Origin of the sequence: Rhizobium sp. R339 (assembly GCF_002211395.1) — a bacterium.
In the GTDB taxonomy this organism is placed as follows: Bacteria; Pseudomonadota; Alphaproteobacteria; order Rhizobiales; family Rhizobiaceae; genus Rhizobium.
Window position 1 is genome coordinate 43,895 of the sequence record NZ_LOKV01000023.1, and the last position, 16,431, is coordinate 60,325.

A 16,431-nucleotide genomic window follows, 5' to 3' on the forward strand; every position below is an offset into this window, starting at 1 on the left:
GGGAGAACCATCTGTTCTGCCGGTTTCGGCAAAGGAGGATCGATGTCCGACGAGACGAACCGCATCACCCGGCTGGAGGAAATGCTGACCCATCAGGCAAAGACGATCGAGGAACTGTCCGATCAGCTTGGCGAGCAATGGAAGATCGTGGAGCAGATGCGCACCAAGCTCGACCGGCTGACCGAACGTTTCCTGTCGCTCGAGGAACAGTCGCTGGAAGCGCCCGCGATCACCCGCCCGCCGCATTATTGACGGCACGCGGCCTGCCGGGCGCCCCCGAAGGGAAAGCGGTTTCGCAATGTGCGCCTTTGCGCTATAGCGCTACTGCATGATTATCTCTAATCGGAAGCGTTTTAGGGATTGAATTGTGCAGCAATTCAAAGCGCTGCAGCGTCCTTTACGCCTCTGAAAAGAGGCGGCGCTGTAGGTAGGCATTCGAACGAAAGACAGTCCCATGGCGGCCACCATACGTTATCACGAAGGCGATATTTCCGCGGCCGATGCCGCCCGCTATACCGGCGCGATCGCGATCGATACCGAAACGCTTGGCCTGGTGCCGCGCCGCGACCGGCTTTGCGTCGTCCAGCTGTCGCCGGGTGACGGCACCGCCGACGTCATCCGCATCGCCGCCGGCCAGAAGGAGGCCCCCAATCTCGTCGCTTTGCTCGAAGATCCCACTCATCAGAAGATCTTCCATTACGGCCGCTTCGATATTGCCGTGCTCTTCCACACCTTCGGCGTCACGACTACGCCGGTCTTCTGCACCAAGATCGCTTCGCGGCTCTGCCGGACCTATACGGATCGCCACGGGCTGAAGGACAATCTCAAGGAGATGCTCGAGGTCGATATCTCCAAGGCGCAGCAATCTTCCGATTGGGCGGCCGAGACGCTGTCGCCGGCGCAGCTCGAATACGCCGCTTCCGACGTGCTTTATCTGCATGCCCTGCGCGACAAGCTGACCGAACGGCTGATCCGCGACGGCCGTTTCGACCATGCCACGGCCTGCTTCGCATTCTTGCCGACCCGCGCCAAGCTCGATCTGCTCGGCTGGGAAGAAGCCGATATCTTCGCGCATAGCTAAGCGAATGGCCTGTCTGGGTTCTGACGATCGCCGCGGATGGCTATCTGCGGTCGTTAGCGTTTCGTTAAGATCTCTTTATTAAAATTCACGTTAATTTTTATGCATTCGATGACGCCGGAATTGCGTCATGCGGACGGGAGGATCTGCTGGGATGCAAGGGGCCGGATGAGCGCGGTCCTTTCATAGAGCCTGCTTTCATCGTCACTTTACGAAAGGGCATGCCATGTTGTCTCCCGTTCGTGCAGCGTCCAATGCAAGCTTTTCGTCCCAAGGTCAGACTGCGGCAGTCGTCGCGGGCGGTCTCGGCCGGTCGGTGATCGCGCCCGCGCCCGTCAACGCCGTTGAAGCTACGGACCTCAATTCCGCCATCGCCGGCAAGCTCAATATCCTGCTTCTCGCCGCGCGCGAGCGCATGGTCGAAGCCCTGTTCGATGTCATCGATGCGGCCGGTCGCTCGATTTCGCTGGATCGCCGCGAGGATGAGACCAATCTTGCTTTTGCTTCCCGGCTTGCCGACGCCATACGGCGGCTGCCGGCGGCCAAGATCGACGAGGTCGAGCGCCAGCTGACCGCGCAGGGCCACAGCCTGCCGCTGCGGTTGATCGCCGAAGCGCTGAAGAACCCGACAGGGCCGGAAGCCGCCCGGATCATCGCCTATCTCGAAATCGTCCGCTATAAGGATCGCGATCTCGCCGCCCGTGCTGTTCTGCGCTCCTACGGCCAGAACGACGCTTCGCCGATGCGCGCCGAAGCCCGTCCTGAAATAAAGCTGCACGAGAACAGTTTGCCGGCCGTCATGCGCCAGCCCGCAGAAAAGGCGCCGGTGCCGGCTGATCTACTGACCGAGACCGAACCACGCGCGACTGCCGAAGAAGCGGTCATCGCCGAAGCCGTGGAAGCTGCCGATCCGGAAACGCCGCAGACGGAAAGTCGGGCTCAGCCCGCTCCGGCGGCGGCAAAGGACGTTGCCCCGGAAAAATCCAAAGCGCAGGAGAACGAAGCAAGCCAACCCTTGCCGGCGCAGACGACCGAGGCCGATGACGCGCCGGAAACGGCGGAAGCACTTCCCGCCCAGCCTCGCGCGGCGTCGGAAAAGCTCGATCCCGTCATTCCGAGGAATTGGCCGGGAATCGTCGCCTCGATGACCGAAGAAGTGGCCGAGATGATCGCCACCATCATCCGCGAGCAGGATATCGAACCCGTGGAGGAAGATGGCCTCGTCGAGGCGGCCGTGGAGATCGACGCGATTCTCGATGAAGCCGTCATCAGCGATGCCACCGAGACCTTGACGAGGCAGCCGGCCGAATTCGCCACGCCTGATACGCGCCAGTCCGCCGTACTTCGCCCGCCGCAGATGGATTTGGAGATAGCGGCCGCGGCCGCCCGCCAGCCGAAAGAGATCGCCGCGCAGCCGGAATTGCTGCCGATGCCCGCGCCGGCCGAGGTTTCCTATCTGCCGCTGCAGGCAAGAATGCCGGATGGCCTTCCCTATGCCCAGCTGCCCTATCAATTCGCCAAGGATACGCCGGAAAACGAGACGGCCGGCGAAACGCACCACCAGCATCAGCACCACCACGGCGATGCTCCCGAGGATGAGCAGCAGGCGCAGGGCGGCGGCGAGGATGCCGAGGCCGATGCCGAAGAGACCGAGGCTCAACCGGCACGCAGGACGCCGAGAATGGTCGATTCCGATCCGACGCCGCATTCCGCCGGCGCGGCCGCCGATCCCGTCTACGCGCTCTATCAGCGCATGGTCGGCTGGGAATAGCAGGTTTCATTGCTTGAAAACAAAGAACCCGCCGGATCGCTCCGGCGGGTTCTTCAATTCAAAGGCAGATGCGAGGCTTATTCGCCGCCGCGGTTCTTCAGAGCCGCGCCGAGAATGTCGCCGAGCGAAGCGCCGGAGTCGGACGAACCGAACTGAGCGACGGCTTCCTTCTCTTCCGCAATCTCCAGAGCCTTGATGGACAGCATGATCTTGCGGTCCTTCTTGGAGAAGTTGGTGACGCGGGCGTCGACGACCTGGCCGACCGAGAAGCGCTCAGGACGCTGCTCGTCGCGGTCGCGGGCGAGGTCGGCGCGACGGATGAAGGAAGTGATGTCCTCGTGGTTGACGAGCTTCACTTCGATGCCGCCATCGTTGATCGCGATGACTTCGCACGAAACGACTGCATTCTTGCGCAGGTCGCCGGAAGCAGCAGCTTCACCGACAGAGTCCTTGCCGAGCTGCTTGATGCCGAGCGAGATACGCTCCTTCTCGACATCGACGTCGAGAACGACGGCCTTGACGACGTCACCCTTGTTGAACTCCTCGATGACCTGTTCGCCCGGACGGTTCCAGTCGAGGTCGGAGAGGTGCACCATGCCGTCGACATCGCCGTCGAGGCCGATGAACAGGCCGAATTCGGTCTTGTTCTTGACTTCGCCTTCGACTTCAGTGCCGGCCGGATGGCTGCGGGCGAATGCTGCCCACGGGTTTTCCAGCGTCTGCTTGAGGCCGAGCGAGATACGGCGCTTGGACGGATCGACTTCGAGAACGACGACTTCGACTTCCTGGCTCGTGGACAGGATCTTGCCGGGGTGAACGTTCTTCTTGGTCCAGGACATTTCCGAAATGTGGATCAGGCCTTCGATGCCCGGCTCCAGCTCGACGAACGCACCGTAGTCGGTGATATTCGTGACGGTACCGGAGATCTTCTTGCCTTCCGGATACTTGGCCTGGATGCCATCCCACGGATCGCTCTCGAGCTGCTTCATGCCGAGTGAGATGCGGTGGGTTTCCTGGTTGATGCGGATGATCTGAACCTTGACCTGCTGGCCGATGTTCAGGATTTCCGACGGATGGTTCACGCGGCGCCATGCCATGTCGGTGACGTGCAGCAGGCCGTCGATGCCGCCGAGGTCGACGAACGCACCGTAATCGGTGATGTTCTTGACGACGCCGTCGACAACCTGGCCTTCTTCGAGGTTCTGAACGATTTCAGAACGCTGCTCGGCACGGGATTCTTCCAGAACCGTACGGCGCGAAACCACGATGTTGCCGCGGCGCTTGTCCATCTTGAGGATTTCGAAGGGCTGCGGGTTGTGCATCAGCGGGGTGACGTCGCGGATCGGGCGGATATCGACCTGCGAACGCGGCAGGAAGGCGATCGCGCCGTCGAGGTCGACCGTGAAGCCGCCCTTGACCTGATTGAAGATCACGCCTTCGACGCGCTCGCCGGCTTCGAACTTGGCTTCGAGCTTGATCCAGCTTTCTTCGCGGCGAGCCTTCTCGCGCGACAGAACGGCTTCGCCAAGCGCGTTTTCGATGCGCTCGACATAGACTTCGACTTCGTCGCCGACCTTCAGCGAACCGTCCTTGGCGCGCGCGCCGAATTCCTTGAGCGCGATGCGGCCTTCAACCTTGAGGCCGACGTCGACAACGGCGACGTCCTTTTCGATGCCGGTGACGATGCCCTTGGTGACATAGCCTTCGGCCAGGTCGTTCTTGGCAAAGGACTCTTCGAGAAGAGCCGCGAAATCCTCGCGGGAGGGGGTAGCTACTGACATAAAATCTCCTGCGTGTCCTGGAACTGGAGCGGACACGTATGCGCCGGTTGGTTTGCGTTGAATGGGCCTGAACCCAGTCCGCCCTCTTTCACGAAGGCAATCCGGCGCTCGGACGGAATTTCAGGCTGCTGTCTTAAAAGCGACGTGTGGCTCTTGGCACGCAATATCGCTTGAATTTAGGCATTTCGGCTCAAGACCGCATCGATGATCGATTGAGCGGCTTGAAACGCGGCCTCTATACTCATTTCCGACGTATCAAGCAAGTGCGCATCGACCGCTGGTTTCAAAGGGCTGTCGGCCCGTCCCATGTCGCGTTCGTCGCGTCGCTTGACGTCCTCGAAGATCGCATCGAAATCCGCCGTCGCCCCCTTGCCGAGAATCTCGTCGTAGCGGCGTTTCGCGCGCACCTCCGGCGATGCCGTCACATAGAGTTTCACCGGCGCATCCGGGCATACCACCGTGCCGATATCGCGCCCGTCGAGCACCGTTCCCGGCGTCCTTGCCGCAAAACGGCGCTGCGCTTCGACCAGCGCCCGCCGCACCGCCGGCATGACGGCGATCTTCGAGGCGGCTTCGCCGATCTCGTGCTTGGAAAGCATATCGCGATCCAGGCCGGCCAATTCAACCTCCCGCGCGATCTTTTCGGCCACCGCCTCGTTATCAAGCGGCAGGCCGGCGTCGAGCAGCGCCTTGGCCGTGGCGCGATAGGTCAGGCCGGTATCGAGATGATGGAAGCCGTATTGCTCAGCGATGCGGCGCGACAGCGTTCCCTTGCCGGCCGCCGCCGGTCCGTCGATGGCGATAGTGAAAGTCTTGGGCGTCATGCGATCCATCCTGGGGAAGCGGGCCGTTTCGGCGAACGATCTCGGTTTCGAGCATATGCGGACCGATTTTCGCCGGCAATGCATATGCTGCCCCGCAAGAGGGGCGAATTTACGGGCGGCGGCGGGCCTCGGCGCGGAGATGTGCTTGGCGTAATCCTCTGTAAACGCGTAGCATTCCCTTCGCTGCCTCGTCCTTTTCGGCGATAATCTTCGCCCGCTTCCGCGGCCGCCGCGGCTGGTTACCATAGACGTTGCGGCCGGTCATCCGCCGGCGCGATAAAAGCCTGCGGCGCCGATGATAAAGTTTGGCTTTGACATGGGAAGCCGCAGCGATTAAGGGGACCGGCTTATAAATTCCGATGGAAAGCCGGCTTGAACGGCATTTGCCGAATCTTGCATTCGGCCATTCTCACGAGGCTTATAGTGGCGAAAGCGGAACTTGGAACCAAGCGTACCGATCCGGAAACCGGCAAGAAATTCTACGATCTGAACCGGGATCCGATCGTCTCCCCTTATACCGGCAAGTCCTACCCTCTCTCCTTCTTCGAGGAAACCTCGGCAGCCGCCGACGTTGCCGAGGAAGACGAGGTAGCGGAAGTCGATACCGAAAACACCGAAGTCGAACTGGTTTCGCTGGAAGATGCTGATGACGGCGCGGGCGGCGACGATATCCCCGATATGGGCGACGACGATGTCGAAATCGAAGGCGATGACGACGACACCTTCCTTGAAGCCGACGAAGACGACGATGACGACGACATGAGCGACATCATCGGCGTGACCGGCGACGAAGACGAAGTCTGACGACCGCATTTCGGCCCGGACGATAAAAAATCTCCCGGGTCGATTTTTTAGGCTTGCCATCTGCGAAAACCGCAAGTAATAAGCCGCCACTCCAGAGGAAACGCCCTCCGGAGCATCCCAGGACCGGCTCAAAACCGGACCACCCTTGATGGGGCTATAGCTCAGCTGGGAGAGCGCTTGCATGGCATGCAAGAGGTCAGCGGTTCGATCCCGCTTAGCTCCACCACGCTTCGCCCTTATGGGCTTCGCGCGGCGCAGCCGCGAGAAACCATTAGGCCGAAGCAGTGCCCGGCATAGCCCGAAGGGCGGCGACGGGCTGAAATATTGATGTGGTATGTTTATATTCTCCGCAGCGTCGATTTTCCCGATCAGGAATATACCGGGTCTACCGCAGACCTAAGACAGCGCTTTGCCGCTCATAATGCCGGAAAATCCACCCACACCGCCAAGTTCGCACCGTGGAGTTTGCTCTGGTACTGCGCCTTTCCCGACAAATACAAAGCTCTTGAATTCGAAACCTATCTGAAATCGCATTCCGGCAGGGCGTTTGCCGGCAAGAGGTTGGTCCAGCCGAATCTCGATCCAACTCGCCACGCCAAGCGGAAGATCGATTCCGAATAAGCGCTGGTACGTGCGAAAGCCGAATAGCTGGAGCATGTGCTATGCTTGGCGTATTCACAGAGAAAAAGCTTTAGGCGCCCTGAGTGAACTCCTGCAGGCCGCTCCCCTGACGCCACATCCACACCACCACCATCACTCCCTCTGCGCTTCACCCTCCTGCACCGACACCCCGGCGGCCTCCATCCCCGCAAAGAACCGCTCCTGATCCTCCACCCGCGCCAGCCGCTTGATCACTTCGCGTCTGACGTTGGGGATCAATGCGGGTGCCTTACTGTTGATCCAATCGAGCTGTTCCTCCCCCTCCTGCGTTTTCCCACGGGCGCCGAGGATGGAGAGCAGGACCAGGCGATGCATCGGATTGTAATTGAGGTCCGACATGCGCGACCATAGTTCCGCGGCCTGTGTATCGCCGCGCATGAAGGCGCAGAGCGCCATTCCGACCTCGTAATAGCCGCGAGGCCCGGCATTCTTGCCGACGGCCTCCGAAATCAGCGTACAGCCTTTATCCCACTCCCCCGACATCGACAGGCGCAGGCCGTATTCGCCTGCCACCTCGGTATCGTTCGGATTGCTGGCATAGGCGGCAGCGCCGGCAACGAGCGCGCTAGCCGGATCATCGCTGAAAAACTGGGCAAGCATCAGCGCCTGGAGCGCGCGCGCATTCTTCGGGTCGAGCCGCACGGCGCGTTCGGCAAGCTCCTTTGCGACGCCGAGTGTTGCGGCCGTCGATTTCAGCTGAAGCTGGTATGAAAAGCGGAACTCGTCGAGATGAATCAACGAAAGCAGGGCGACGATATTCGAATCGGCCGGCGTTTTTTCCACGGCCTGCTGCAGGCAGGATTTCGCCACCGTCTGGGCCTGTACGGTCATTTCGCTGCGGTAGCTGTAGTAGGACAGGATGCATGAGAAAGCATCGGCCTTGCCGGCGATCGTGGCGGTATCGCTCTGGAATATGACGCCGAACGGGCGCGCGACCGCCGTCGCGATATCGCCGGCAAGGATTGCCTGCGTTTTCGGCGTGCCCTGCACCGTCATGTCGGCATCATAATTGCTGGCCCAGATCACCGCCGCATCCGACCGCCGTACGAGCCTTGCCGTCGAGTGCAGCTTGCTGCCCTCGAGCCTCACGCTTCCCTGGAGAGCGTAAAGCGCTTCCGGCGAAGCTTCGCCGTTTTTGTTCCGCGGCATCGCGGTCACGACGACAATGTCGTCGAAGCGGACCAGCTTTTCGATGATTTCATCCGTCATGACGCGGGAGATGTCGGATCCAAGCCTTCCCCCGGAGCCGCTGTCGAAACGCTCGACGATGATGGTGGGGCGATGGTCGGCTGCCGATGCCGTCTCGCGTTCCAGGCCCGGCGATCTCATCTGCTGAAACATGATGGCCGCCGCGGCGACGATAATCACCGCACCCGCGGCCAGCAGCCGATATCGCGGCCGCGGCAAGCGCCGGTTCATTTTGTCCCGGCCGACCGGATCCTCCGCCACTTCGGCCCGTTCGGCGTCATCTCCTGGCAATCCCGACCGATCGGACTGATCGAGCGGCAGCATGTCCATGGGCTCGGCGCCCCTGACTGCTTCGAAAACCGGCGCGTAGCCGCCTTTGGGAATTGTGATGATGATCCGGTCGGCGCTGCCGTCTGTCAGGTAGTAATGTTCGAGCTCCCGTCGCAGCCGGCCTGCTTCGATACGGACGCATGGATCCTGTTGGGCATCGAAGTTCGCATCCCTGCCGAAAACGGCCTGGGCGATGGTAAAGGCTTTCAGGTAGTCACGGCGGCCTGCAAGCGTTTCCGTAACGACGAATTCAAGAAATCTTCTTGCCCGTTCGGGAAGGCGAAACTCCCGGCTCGAAAGAATGCGCTCGAGTTGCTGCTGCACCTCTTCCTGCGAAGGGGCCTGCCTGTCAATGCCTGCACTTTGCATCGGTTTCCCCCGGATTCCGATTGCGGACAAGCCGCTGCACGCTATCCCACCATAGTCTCGGCTTGGCGTGGCGGCAATGCCGCCCAAGGAATTGCCTGATCGACCTTAAACAAATCCGGCCAATTGAATAAGCGGCGCAAGTCACAACTTGCGGAACGCTGGCGTAGGATACCGTATTCTACCAGAGAGGACATGTATCTTACTGCCCTAGTCTCCCTGCTCGCTCTATCATTCCCCTGTATTATGGAGGAAGCTGCGATGACGTCACCTGAGACCTCTACTCCCCATTCCATGACCAGCGCGGAGGAATTGCGCAAACGTGCTCTGGAGCTTCAGCTCCTCGAGATGGAGCGCAGCGAAAAGATCAAGGCGCGCGAAGCAAAGAAACACGCGGATTTCGTCGAGGACTTTTTCCGCAAGCAGATCGGTGAAACGGAACGCACCGTCATCAAGCGGCTGGTCATGAAGGCGGCCGCGGACGGTAAATATGAAGCGCTGATCTACAGCTTTCCATCGAGTTTCTGCACGGATAGCGGCCGGGCCATCAATAATGGTCTGCCCGGGTGGCAGAAGACGCTGCAGGGAAAGGCAAAGGAACTTCTCGAACTCTTCGAGGAGGTTGCCAAACCGCAGGGTTATGGGCTGAAGGCTATGATCATCAACTTCCCGGAAGGCATGCCAGGGGACGTCGGCTTCTTCCTCACCTGGGAGCCGCCTGTCGATTGACCGACAGAAGCGGGAACGAAGGAATATCACCGTGAAAGCGACCGAGATCGAGCGCAAGTTCCTCGTGCGCAACGATAGCTGGCGCGATTGCGCCGTCATCTCACAGGTGTTGCAGCAAGCTTACCTGTCGTACGATGAAAACTCCGTGCGTGTCCGTTTAATTGACGGCCGTTCCGCCTGCCTGACGATCAAATTCCGCACTGCGGGGCTCGCCAAAGACGAATATGAATACGAGATTCCTGTCGAGGAGGCGCGAGACCTGCTTCTTCATGCGACCGGTCATGTCATTGAAAAGACCCGCTACCGCGTCCTTCATGACGGCAGAAACTGGGATGTCGACGTCTTTGCCGGAGCCTATGAGGGATTGACGCTCGCCGAGATCGAGATGGCAAGCGAAGACGATCGGCCCGACCTGCCGCAATGGCTCGGGCATGAAGTCACGGGCATCAAACGCTACTCCAATCGCGCCATGGCTGCTGCCCTGTGTGAGCCGCATGAGGCGCGAACGGCTGGAACAATTTCAGGAAAAGTCTGAACGGCTTTCCGTCTGGAACGGTCCAGCGCTTTCGCAAGATACCGAACCGCCCGAATATCCTATTCGCTGACGATGGTCCAATTGGCGTCTGGGTTGAATTCCTTAATCGCGGCGGCGCGCTGTTCCGTCTGCGGTCCGAGATCACGCTGGTAGATCACGCTCATCCCGTTGACGATAAATGTTTGCACGCCGGTGACGCGGTATGTGACTGGCCAGGCGATGAGCGCAAAACCGCCCGTCATGTAGCCGTTGATCACGTAGCTTTGCTTGCCGCCGAGAACGTTGTCGCCCTGGGCGGTCAGGATGCGATAGCGGTATCCGAAATAACCTTCGCCGCGCTTGGCGGCGCCGAAGGCGGCCGTCTCGACCAGGCCGCTTGCCGGGCTTTCCTCGGGATAGACATTGGGATCCCAGTAGAGACCGTCCAGCTTGCCCGGGCTGCTGATCAATCTTTTTGCGAACTCGTAAATGCCGTCGCCATCGCGGTCGGCGGAAACATAGTCATACTGCGCCGCCACATATTCATGCATGGTGTCGATCGTCGCGAGTTCGTTTTCGCCGATGCGGCGATTGACGATCTCCTCAAGGCCGCGTTGCGTATCGAAGGACCATTTGCCGTCCTTGTTTTCCGTCAACGGAAACGGCAGCGGCCAGAGCCGATCGCCTATTAACACGATCTTTGCCCCTTCGGCGTCTTTCAGGCTCATCCGGCGCCCGGCGCCCTCCCGGATCAGGCCATAAGCGATCATTGCCTCGTTGCTGGCGCGCAGCCTGTCCGCGTTCAGGCCAAGCACATCGGCGAGATCCCCGATATTATCGGAGCCGAGCACCGATTTCAGCCGATCGAGCGCCGCAGCCGGGCTTTCGAACTGCGGTGAAGGCGTTGCCGCCTTGTATTCGGCGAGATCCGTCTGTCGTCCTTGCGAGAGCGCCGGCGTTGCTTGCGCCGCGCAAAGCGCTGTGGCGAGCATGAGCGGGATTACGATTGATTGAGGTCTCATGACGTAACTCCATGGGCTCGTAATGGGTGTCATCGCCGTCCCCTGCCGCCACCGCCGCCGCCGCGGCCGCCGCCGCGCGACGGCATCGGGCGCGAGTGATGAACGGGACGCGCTGACTGGCGGTGAGCGCCCATGCTTTGCGCCCCTCGTTTCGAAGCGACGGCCTGCTGGCGGCCGGATTGAACATTGCCGAGCGCGCTTGGCTGGCGTCCGCGATTGTCGGGCCTGGCGGCCATCTGCGGTTTGCTGGGTCTGTTGGCGGATTTCTGCGTCGGTTTAGCCGGGCGATTGGCGGATTTTTGCGGACGATTTTCCGGCCGGGACACGTTCTGGCGATTGGCGGCCGTCGGCTTGTTCGCCTGCGGTTTGGCCTTCAGCCCCTGCACCGTTCCTTTTCTGATATCGTCCGCGCGCGCCGCCGTGCCGCGATTGCCCGGCCTCTGCGCCGCCTTCATGTCCGCAGCCTTGTTGCGTAGCTGATTGCGATTGTCGGCTTGAAGCCCCGACTTGATCGCCGACCGGTCCAGCTTGGCAAGCTGATCCTTGCCGATGCTGAGCTTGCTGCGGTCGACATTCGCCCAGTCGACGTCATTCCACTTCATTTTTCCGTTGAAGTTGCGATTGTTTAGGCAATTGTTGCAATCGATGTCGATATCGCCGTCCCAGCGACCGCCCCACACGCCCCAGTCGTCCCAATTGACGATGGCCGCCCAGGTGAGCCCGGTGACGGCGGCGGCAAAGAACCCCGCGCCCGGATAGTAATAGTTGTCGTAATAGTCCGGATAATAGGAGATCGGCTCTGCGGCGTAGTCCGGCTCATAGAGCATTTCCGGCGGATATTGCGGGATATAGATCTTCTCGGGATCGGTCGGCCGGATGATGACGTTGTCGTTTTCGGTGACGACGGTCACCTTGTCATCCGTCTTGATGATGTTTTTCGCCACCGCCTCGTCGCGAAGCTGCTGAATGGCGATCAAGACGTCCTTCTGCTGATTGGCGAGCGCATCGGCGAGCGACTGGGTCCAATCGAGATCCTCGCTCATCATCTTGACAATGTCAGGGTAGTTGAGCAGCGAAACAACGCTGCCGTCCCAATCGCTTTTGGGCTTGAGATCGGCGTTTTTCTTTTTCGCGTCCAGAAAACGCTGGGCTTCGATGATCTGCAGGGGAAAGAGCGATGCTGCCGAAATTGCAGCCACCAGCTCGTCCGGATAGAGCGCGATCCGCGCCACCAGCACCTCGAGTTCATCTTCCGAAAGAAGGGTCGCCGCAGCTTGTTCTGTGCCCGTTTGGGCAGGCGCGGCAGCCGGGGCGGGAGCCTGCGCTCGCGTGGGAAAGGCCGGCTGCAGCGCGATGATCGCCAGAGCCGACAATCCACCCAGCAGTTTGCGGGACATTGCTTTCATCGCACGTCGACCTCCCCTGATTCAGTTGCATGACGGATGTGTTCACGGAGACTTGGGACCGGCGGCAGGCGACCGCCGGAGCATCACGATTTTCGATTGCGATATCGCCTCCCGCATCTCTTTCAACAGCGCTTCGACCAGGCCCGCATATTCCAGCCGCCGCGCCTCCCGTACCGGGAGAGGCAATTGCTCGACATGCGCCAAAGCCTCGGCTGCGGCAGCAAGATCCTCGCACATGCTGCGAAATGCCTCGCTGACATAGAAAAGGCGCTGCACCAGCCGCGCCTGGTCGGAAAAATAAGCCTCGGCCGTCTCAAGGGCGGATAAATAAGTCGATGTGCCTTCTCCCGACGCCATTTCCGCCCCCGCCGCCGAACTGCGCTAAGCAGATGAGAGAAATTATATAACAGTCGAACCGGCTGCAGACGTAAAATACGCGATCTTACGATGCGGTTCGCTGATCTCGCATCTCTCCCCGCCGCACAGGCAATTTCATCCGTCGGATCATCGGCGAACGCCTCGATAGAGATTACGCGATGCTACGGGCCTTTGCACCGAAACGGGCCTACTATTCCATTCTCGCTTGCGATCAATGGCTCGGCTGGATCAAGCCGGAAGGAGAGGGGTCGTGTTTCTCGACTATTTTGCCTTGGGTGTGCTGGTGTTCGTCGTCGTCACGCTCTTCTATGCGGTGATTGCCATTCACGACATTCCGCATCTGATGGCCAAGGCGCGCAATCACCCCCATCAGGACGCTATCCATGTTGCCGGATGGGTCAGCCTCTTCACGCTGCATGCGATCTGGCCGTTCCTGTTCATCTGGGCAACGATTTACCGCGAAGACCGCGGCTGGGGCATCCGGCAGGACGGAAAGCTTTCGGCGGAAGCCGAAGCGAATGCGGAAATTGCCCGTCTCCATGCCCGGATCGCCGAGCTCGAGGCGCAAACCTCGGAGCCGCAGAGGGAGAACGCCTGATGGATCTGCTCCTCATACTGACCTATGCCGCGATCTGCTGGACGATCTTCAAGATATTCAGGATTCCGGTGAACCAATGGACGCTCGCGACGGCCGTTCTCGGCGGGATCTTCCTGATCTCCGCCCTCCTGCTTCTGATGAGCTACAATCATCCCTATTCGAGCGACGGGCGCATCTATTTCACCTCGGCTCCGGTCATTCCCGTTGTCGGAGGCCAGGTCGTCGAGGTTCCGGTGACGCCCAACGTGCCGTTGAAGAAGGGCGACATCCTCTTTCGCATCGATCCTCGTCCATACCAGTTTTCGGTCGATCAGAAAAAAGCCGCGCTCGCCGAAGCCGAGCAGACCGTGCTGCAATTGAAAGCGGCGGTGGACGCCGCCAATTCGGCGGTTACGGGCGCAGAAGCCTCGAGGGACAGGTCCTTGCAGGCCTTCGAAAAGTTCCAGCAGTCGAACGAAAATGCGAAGTCGAGCGGCAGGGGCGCGGTCTTTTCCGAACTCGAGGTCGAAAACCGGCGCGGCATCTATCTGACTTCCGAGGCTGCAGTCGATACGGCCCGCGCGCAAGCGGTGCAGGCAAAGCTTGCCTATGAATCCGAAATCAACGGAACGAATCCGACGGTCGCCAGGTTGCAGGCGGAATTGAAGAATGCCGAATACGAGCTCGACCAGACGGTCGTGCGGGCGCCGACAGACGGCTATGTCACGCAGGTCTTCCTTCGTCCCGGAATGATGGCCAATCCGCTTCCGCTGCGGCCGGTCATGGTCTTCATCGACAGCCAGGACCGCATGCTGGCGGCCGCCTTCATCCAGAACTCGCTGCAGCGCGTCCGCGTCGGCGACGAGGCGGAGGTTTCCTTCAAAGCCGTGCCCGGCAAGATATTCAAGGCCCGGGTGCAGGAAGTCATCGATGTGATGGCCCAGGGCCAGCTGCAGCCGAGCGGCGCGCTGATCGACCCGCAATCACCCGAGCGCCTGGCTGCCGGGCAAACGCTGGCTCGGATCGAGCTGCTCGAAAATACCGATGAATATCAGCTGCCGGGCGGGGTGGTCGCGGACGTCGCTGTCTACACGCACCATTGGCACCACGTCGCCATTCTCCGCAAGGTCCTGCTGCGCATGAGCAGCTGGATGAATTACGTGTTCCTCGAGCACTGAAACGGATGCCGCTCCTGGAGCCGTCGCCGATGCGATTTGGGCGAGGATGGGCACAAGGGCGCCAGGGCAAGGGATAGGGAGCCAGCCGTGATAGGAAGTCTTCCGATGTTGCGGGGCCTTGCCGGCTTCAACAGAGACTGGCTCCGCAGTGACATTCCGGCCGGGCTGTCGATCGCCGCCGTCGGCTTGCCGAGCGCCATCGCCTATCCCGCCATCGCCGGCCTGCCACCGGAAACGGGCATCTATGCCAGCATCGTCGCGCCGATCGCATATGCGATCTTCGGTCCCTCCCGGCTTCTGGTCGTCGGCCCCGATGCCGCGACCATGACGGTGCTGGCGGCCGCCATGGGCGCCATCATCGCAGCCGAACCCGCTGGCGCGGACGCCAATAGGGTCGCCATCGCCGCCGCCCTTGCCCTCGGTGTCGGCATTTTCTGCATCGCGGCAAAATTGCTGAGGCTCGGCGTTCTCGCAAGTTTCCTATCCCGTCCCATCCTCGTCGGATTTTTTGCCGGCGTGTCGCTGTCGATCCTCGTCGGGCAAATCGGCCGTTTCACAGGGGTGAAGATCGAATCGGACGGATTGATCCCGCCGCTCGCCGAGATGCTCGCCAAGAGCGGCCTGATCCACTGGCCTTCGCTCGTGCTCGGCCTCGCCATGTTCATGCTGTTATGGATTGTCCGGGCCTTTCGCTTCAGAATTCCAGGCCCGGTTCTAGTGGTCGTCCTCTCGGTCGTTCTTTCCGCGGTCTTTGACTTTGAGGGCCGGGGCATCGCCGTTGTCGGCGACATTCCAAGCGGACTGCCGAGCCTGTCCCTGCCCGCATTGCATCAGATGCCTCTCGACAAGATCGTGCTCGGTTCGGCCGCGATCTTCCTCGTCAGCTTCGGCGCCGGCATCGTCGCGGCCAGAAGCTTCGGATCGCGGACCGGCGAGGAAGTGGATGCCAATCAGGAGCTGGTCGGGCTTGGTGCCGCCAATATCGCACCCGGCCTTTTCGGTTCGTTTCCCGTCAGCGTCTCGGATTCGCGAACCGCGATCAACCTGGCGACAGGTGGCGTTTCGCAACTCGCCGGCCTGGTTTCGGCCGCGACCTTGATTGCCGCCCTCGTCTTCCTTCAAAGCGCGCTGCGGATCCTCCCGATCCCGGCACTTGCCGCAATTCTCGCAACAGCGGCGATCAGCCTCATCGACGTTCACGAATTGAAAAAGATCTGGCGCATCAGCCGCATGGAATTCATTTTCGCGCTGATCGCCATGTGGGGCGCGATCAGCTTCGGCGTTCTCAACGGCGTCGTCGTCGCGGTTGCCGCAACCCTTGTCTATCTCTTGCGTCGGACGATGTTCCCCCGCGACGGCCTTCTCGGTCGCATCGAAGGGCGGCCCGGTTTCTTCGAGCTCGCGCGCTTTCCGGAGGCTCGCCCCATCGAGGGTGCGGCCGTCTTCACGATCCAGGGCAGCATTCTGTTTTACAACGCCGATTATGTGCGCTTGCGGCTGACCTCGGTCGCAAAGGAGCTTCCCGCCGACACAAGATGCCTCGTGCTCGATGCCGGCGCCGTCACCCATATCGACAGCACCGGCGCGGCTGCGCTCGACGCCGTGGCGAAGGTTCTGGCCAAACGGAATATCGTCTTCGCGGTGGCCGATCTCGGCGAGCAAAGCCGCGGCATTCTCGAGCGTGCGGGCGTCGTCAAGGAGATCGGTCCCGATAATTTTTTCAACGGCAGAGAAGAGGCGTTGAGAGCGCTGACTGGAAATGCCGGCGAGGCCGGCAATGCCGCTTCGGCGGGCCATGCACTTTAGGCAAACGGGAGGGAGAAAG

Annotated in this window: 16 protein-coding genes and 1 tRNA gene; 11 read left to right on the forward strand and 6 right to left on the reverse strand. The window is 60.8% G+C overall.

Features of this window, described 5'->3' with window-relative positions:
- Positions 1-42 precede the first annotated feature (42 nt).
- The 3 genes from ATY76_RS19400 (at position 43) to ATY76_RS19410 (ending at position 2,849) form a co-directional block, all read left to right on the forward strand.
- Entirely contained in the window at positions 43-252 is a 210-nt protein-coding gene (locus ATY76_RS19400) for a SlyX family protein (protein ID WP_088676366.1), read from the forward strand.
- Positions 253-454: 202 nt separating this feature from the next.
- Positions 455-1,081, forward strand: a complete 627-nt coding sequence (locus ATY76_RS19405) for a ribonuclease D (protein ID WP_088676367.1) — start codon at positions 455-457, stop codon at positions 1,079-1,081.
- A 223-nt stretch (positions 1,082-1,304) separates the two neighbouring features.
- A complete protein-coding gene (locus ATY76_RS19410) occupies positions 1,305-2,849 on the forward strand; it encodes a hypothetical protein (protein WP_088676368.1) in 1,545 nt (514 codons plus the stop codon).
- Positions 2,850-2,926: 77 nt separating this feature from the next.
- On the opposite strand, the gene rpsA is transcribed toward ATY76_RS19410, so the two are convergent.
- Positions 2,927-4,630, reverse strand: coding sequence for a 30S ribosomal protein S1 (gene rpsA / locus ATY76_RS19415; RefSeq protein ID WP_088676369.1), 1,704 nt, complete (start codon positions 4,628-4,630; stop codon positions 2,927-2,929).
- A 176-nt stretch (positions 4,631-4,806) separates the two neighbouring features.
- On the reverse strand, positions 4,807-5,454 hold the full coding sequence (gene cmk, locus ATY76_RS19420) for a (d)CMP kinase (protein WP_088676938.1): 648 nt from the start codon (positions 5,452-5,454) through the stop codon (positions 4,807-4,809).
- 423 nt (positions 5,455-5,877) lie between these two features.
- On the opposite strand from cmk, the gene ATY76_RS19425 reads away from it, so the two are divergent.
- From ATY76_RS19425 to ATY76_RS19435, 3 genes are all read left to right on the forward strand, one after another.
- The gene (locus ATY76_RS19425) at positions 5,878-6,258 is read left to right on the forward strand and encodes a TIGR02300 family protein (RefSeq protein ID WP_088676939.1); all 381 of its coding nucleotides are present in this window, start codon (positions 5,878-5,880) and stop codon (positions 6,256-6,258) included.
- Between the two features lie 150 nt (positions 6,259-6,408).
- Positions 6,409-6,484, forward strand: a tRNA-Ala gene (locus ATY76_RS19430).
- Between the two features lie 101 nt (positions 6,485-6,585).
- A complete protein-coding gene (locus ATY76_RS19435; protein WP_088676370.1) occupies positions 6,586-6,879 on the forward strand; it encodes a GIY-YIG nuclease family protein in 294 nt (97 codons plus the stop codon).
- 132 nt (positions 6,880-7,011) lie between these two features.
- On the opposite strand, the gene ATY76_RS19440 is transcribed toward ATY76_RS19435, so the two are convergent.
- The gene (locus ATY76_RS19440) at positions 7,012-8,805 is read right to left on the reverse strand and encodes a hypothetical protein (protein WP_088676371.1); all 1,794 of its coding nucleotides are present in this window, start codon (positions 8,803-8,805) and stop codon (positions 7,012-7,014) included.
- Between the two features lie 258 nt (positions 8,806-9,063).
- On the opposite strand from ATY76_RS19440, the gene ATY76_RS19445 reads away from it, so the two are divergent.
- Positions 9,064-9,531, forward strand: coding sequence for a hypothetical protein (locus ATY76_RS19445; protein ID WP_088676372.1), 468 nt, complete (start codon positions 9,064-9,066; stop codon positions 9,529-9,531).
- Positions 9,532-9,562: 31 nt separating this feature from the next.
- Positions 9,563-10,066, forward strand: a complete 504-nt coding sequence (locus ATY76_RS19450) for a CYTH domain-containing protein (RefSeq protein ID WP_088676373.1) — start codon at positions 9,563-9,565, stop codon at positions 10,064-10,066.
- 59 nt (positions 10,067-10,125) lie between these two features.
- On the opposite strand, the gene ATY76_RS19455 is transcribed toward ATY76_RS19450, so the two are convergent.
- From ATY76_RS19455 to ATY76_RS19465, 3 genes are read right to left on the reverse strand one after another with little or no spacing between them, the layout of a single operon-like run.
- Positions 10,126-11,067: a DUF2950 family protein gene (locus ATY76_RS19455; protein ID WP_088676374.1), complete on the reverse strand. Its 942-nt coding sequence runs from the start codon at positions 11,065-11,067 to the stop codon at positions 10,126-10,128.
- Positions 11,068-11,096: 29 nt separating this feature from the next.
- Positions 11,097-12,473 (reverse strand): DUF3300 domain-containing protein, encoded by a 1,377-nt coding sequence (locus tag ATY76_RS19460; protein ID WP_088676375.1) that lies wholly within the window; start codon positions 12,471-12,473, stop codon positions 11,097-11,099.
- Between the two features lie 42 nt (positions 12,474-12,515).
- Positions 12,516-12,830: a hypothetical protein gene (locus tag ATY76_RS19465; protein WP_088676376.1), complete on the reverse strand. Its 315-nt coding sequence runs from the start codon at positions 12,828-12,830 to the stop codon at positions 12,516-12,518.
- Positions 12,831-13,101: 271 nt separating this feature from the next.
- Between ATY76_RS19465 and ATY76_RS19470 the strand changes: the two genes are divergently transcribed.
- From ATY76_RS19470 to ATY76_RS19480, 3 genes are all read left to right on the forward strand, one after another.
- Positions 13,102-13,449: a DUF3302 domain-containing protein gene (locus ATY76_RS19470; protein WP_088676377.1), complete on the forward strand. Its 348-nt coding sequence runs from the start codon at positions 13,102-13,104 to the stop codon at positions 13,447-13,449.
- A complete protein-coding gene (locus tag ATY76_RS19475; RefSeq protein ID WP_088676378.1) occupies positions 13,449-14,606 on the forward strand; it encodes an HlyD family secretion protein in 1,158 nt (385 codons plus the stop codon). Before ATY76_RS19470 ends, ATY76_RS19475 begins: the two co-directional genes overlap by 1 nt.
- A 105-nt stretch (positions 14,607-14,711) precedes the next feature.
- Complete coding sequence (locus tag ATY76_RS19480; RefSeq protein WP_245310016.1) at positions 14,712-16,412, forward strand: SulP family inorganic anion transporter; 1,701 nt, start codon at positions 14,712-14,714, stop codon at positions 16,410-16,412.
- The last annotated feature ends 19 nt before the right edge of the window (positions 16,413-16,431 follow it).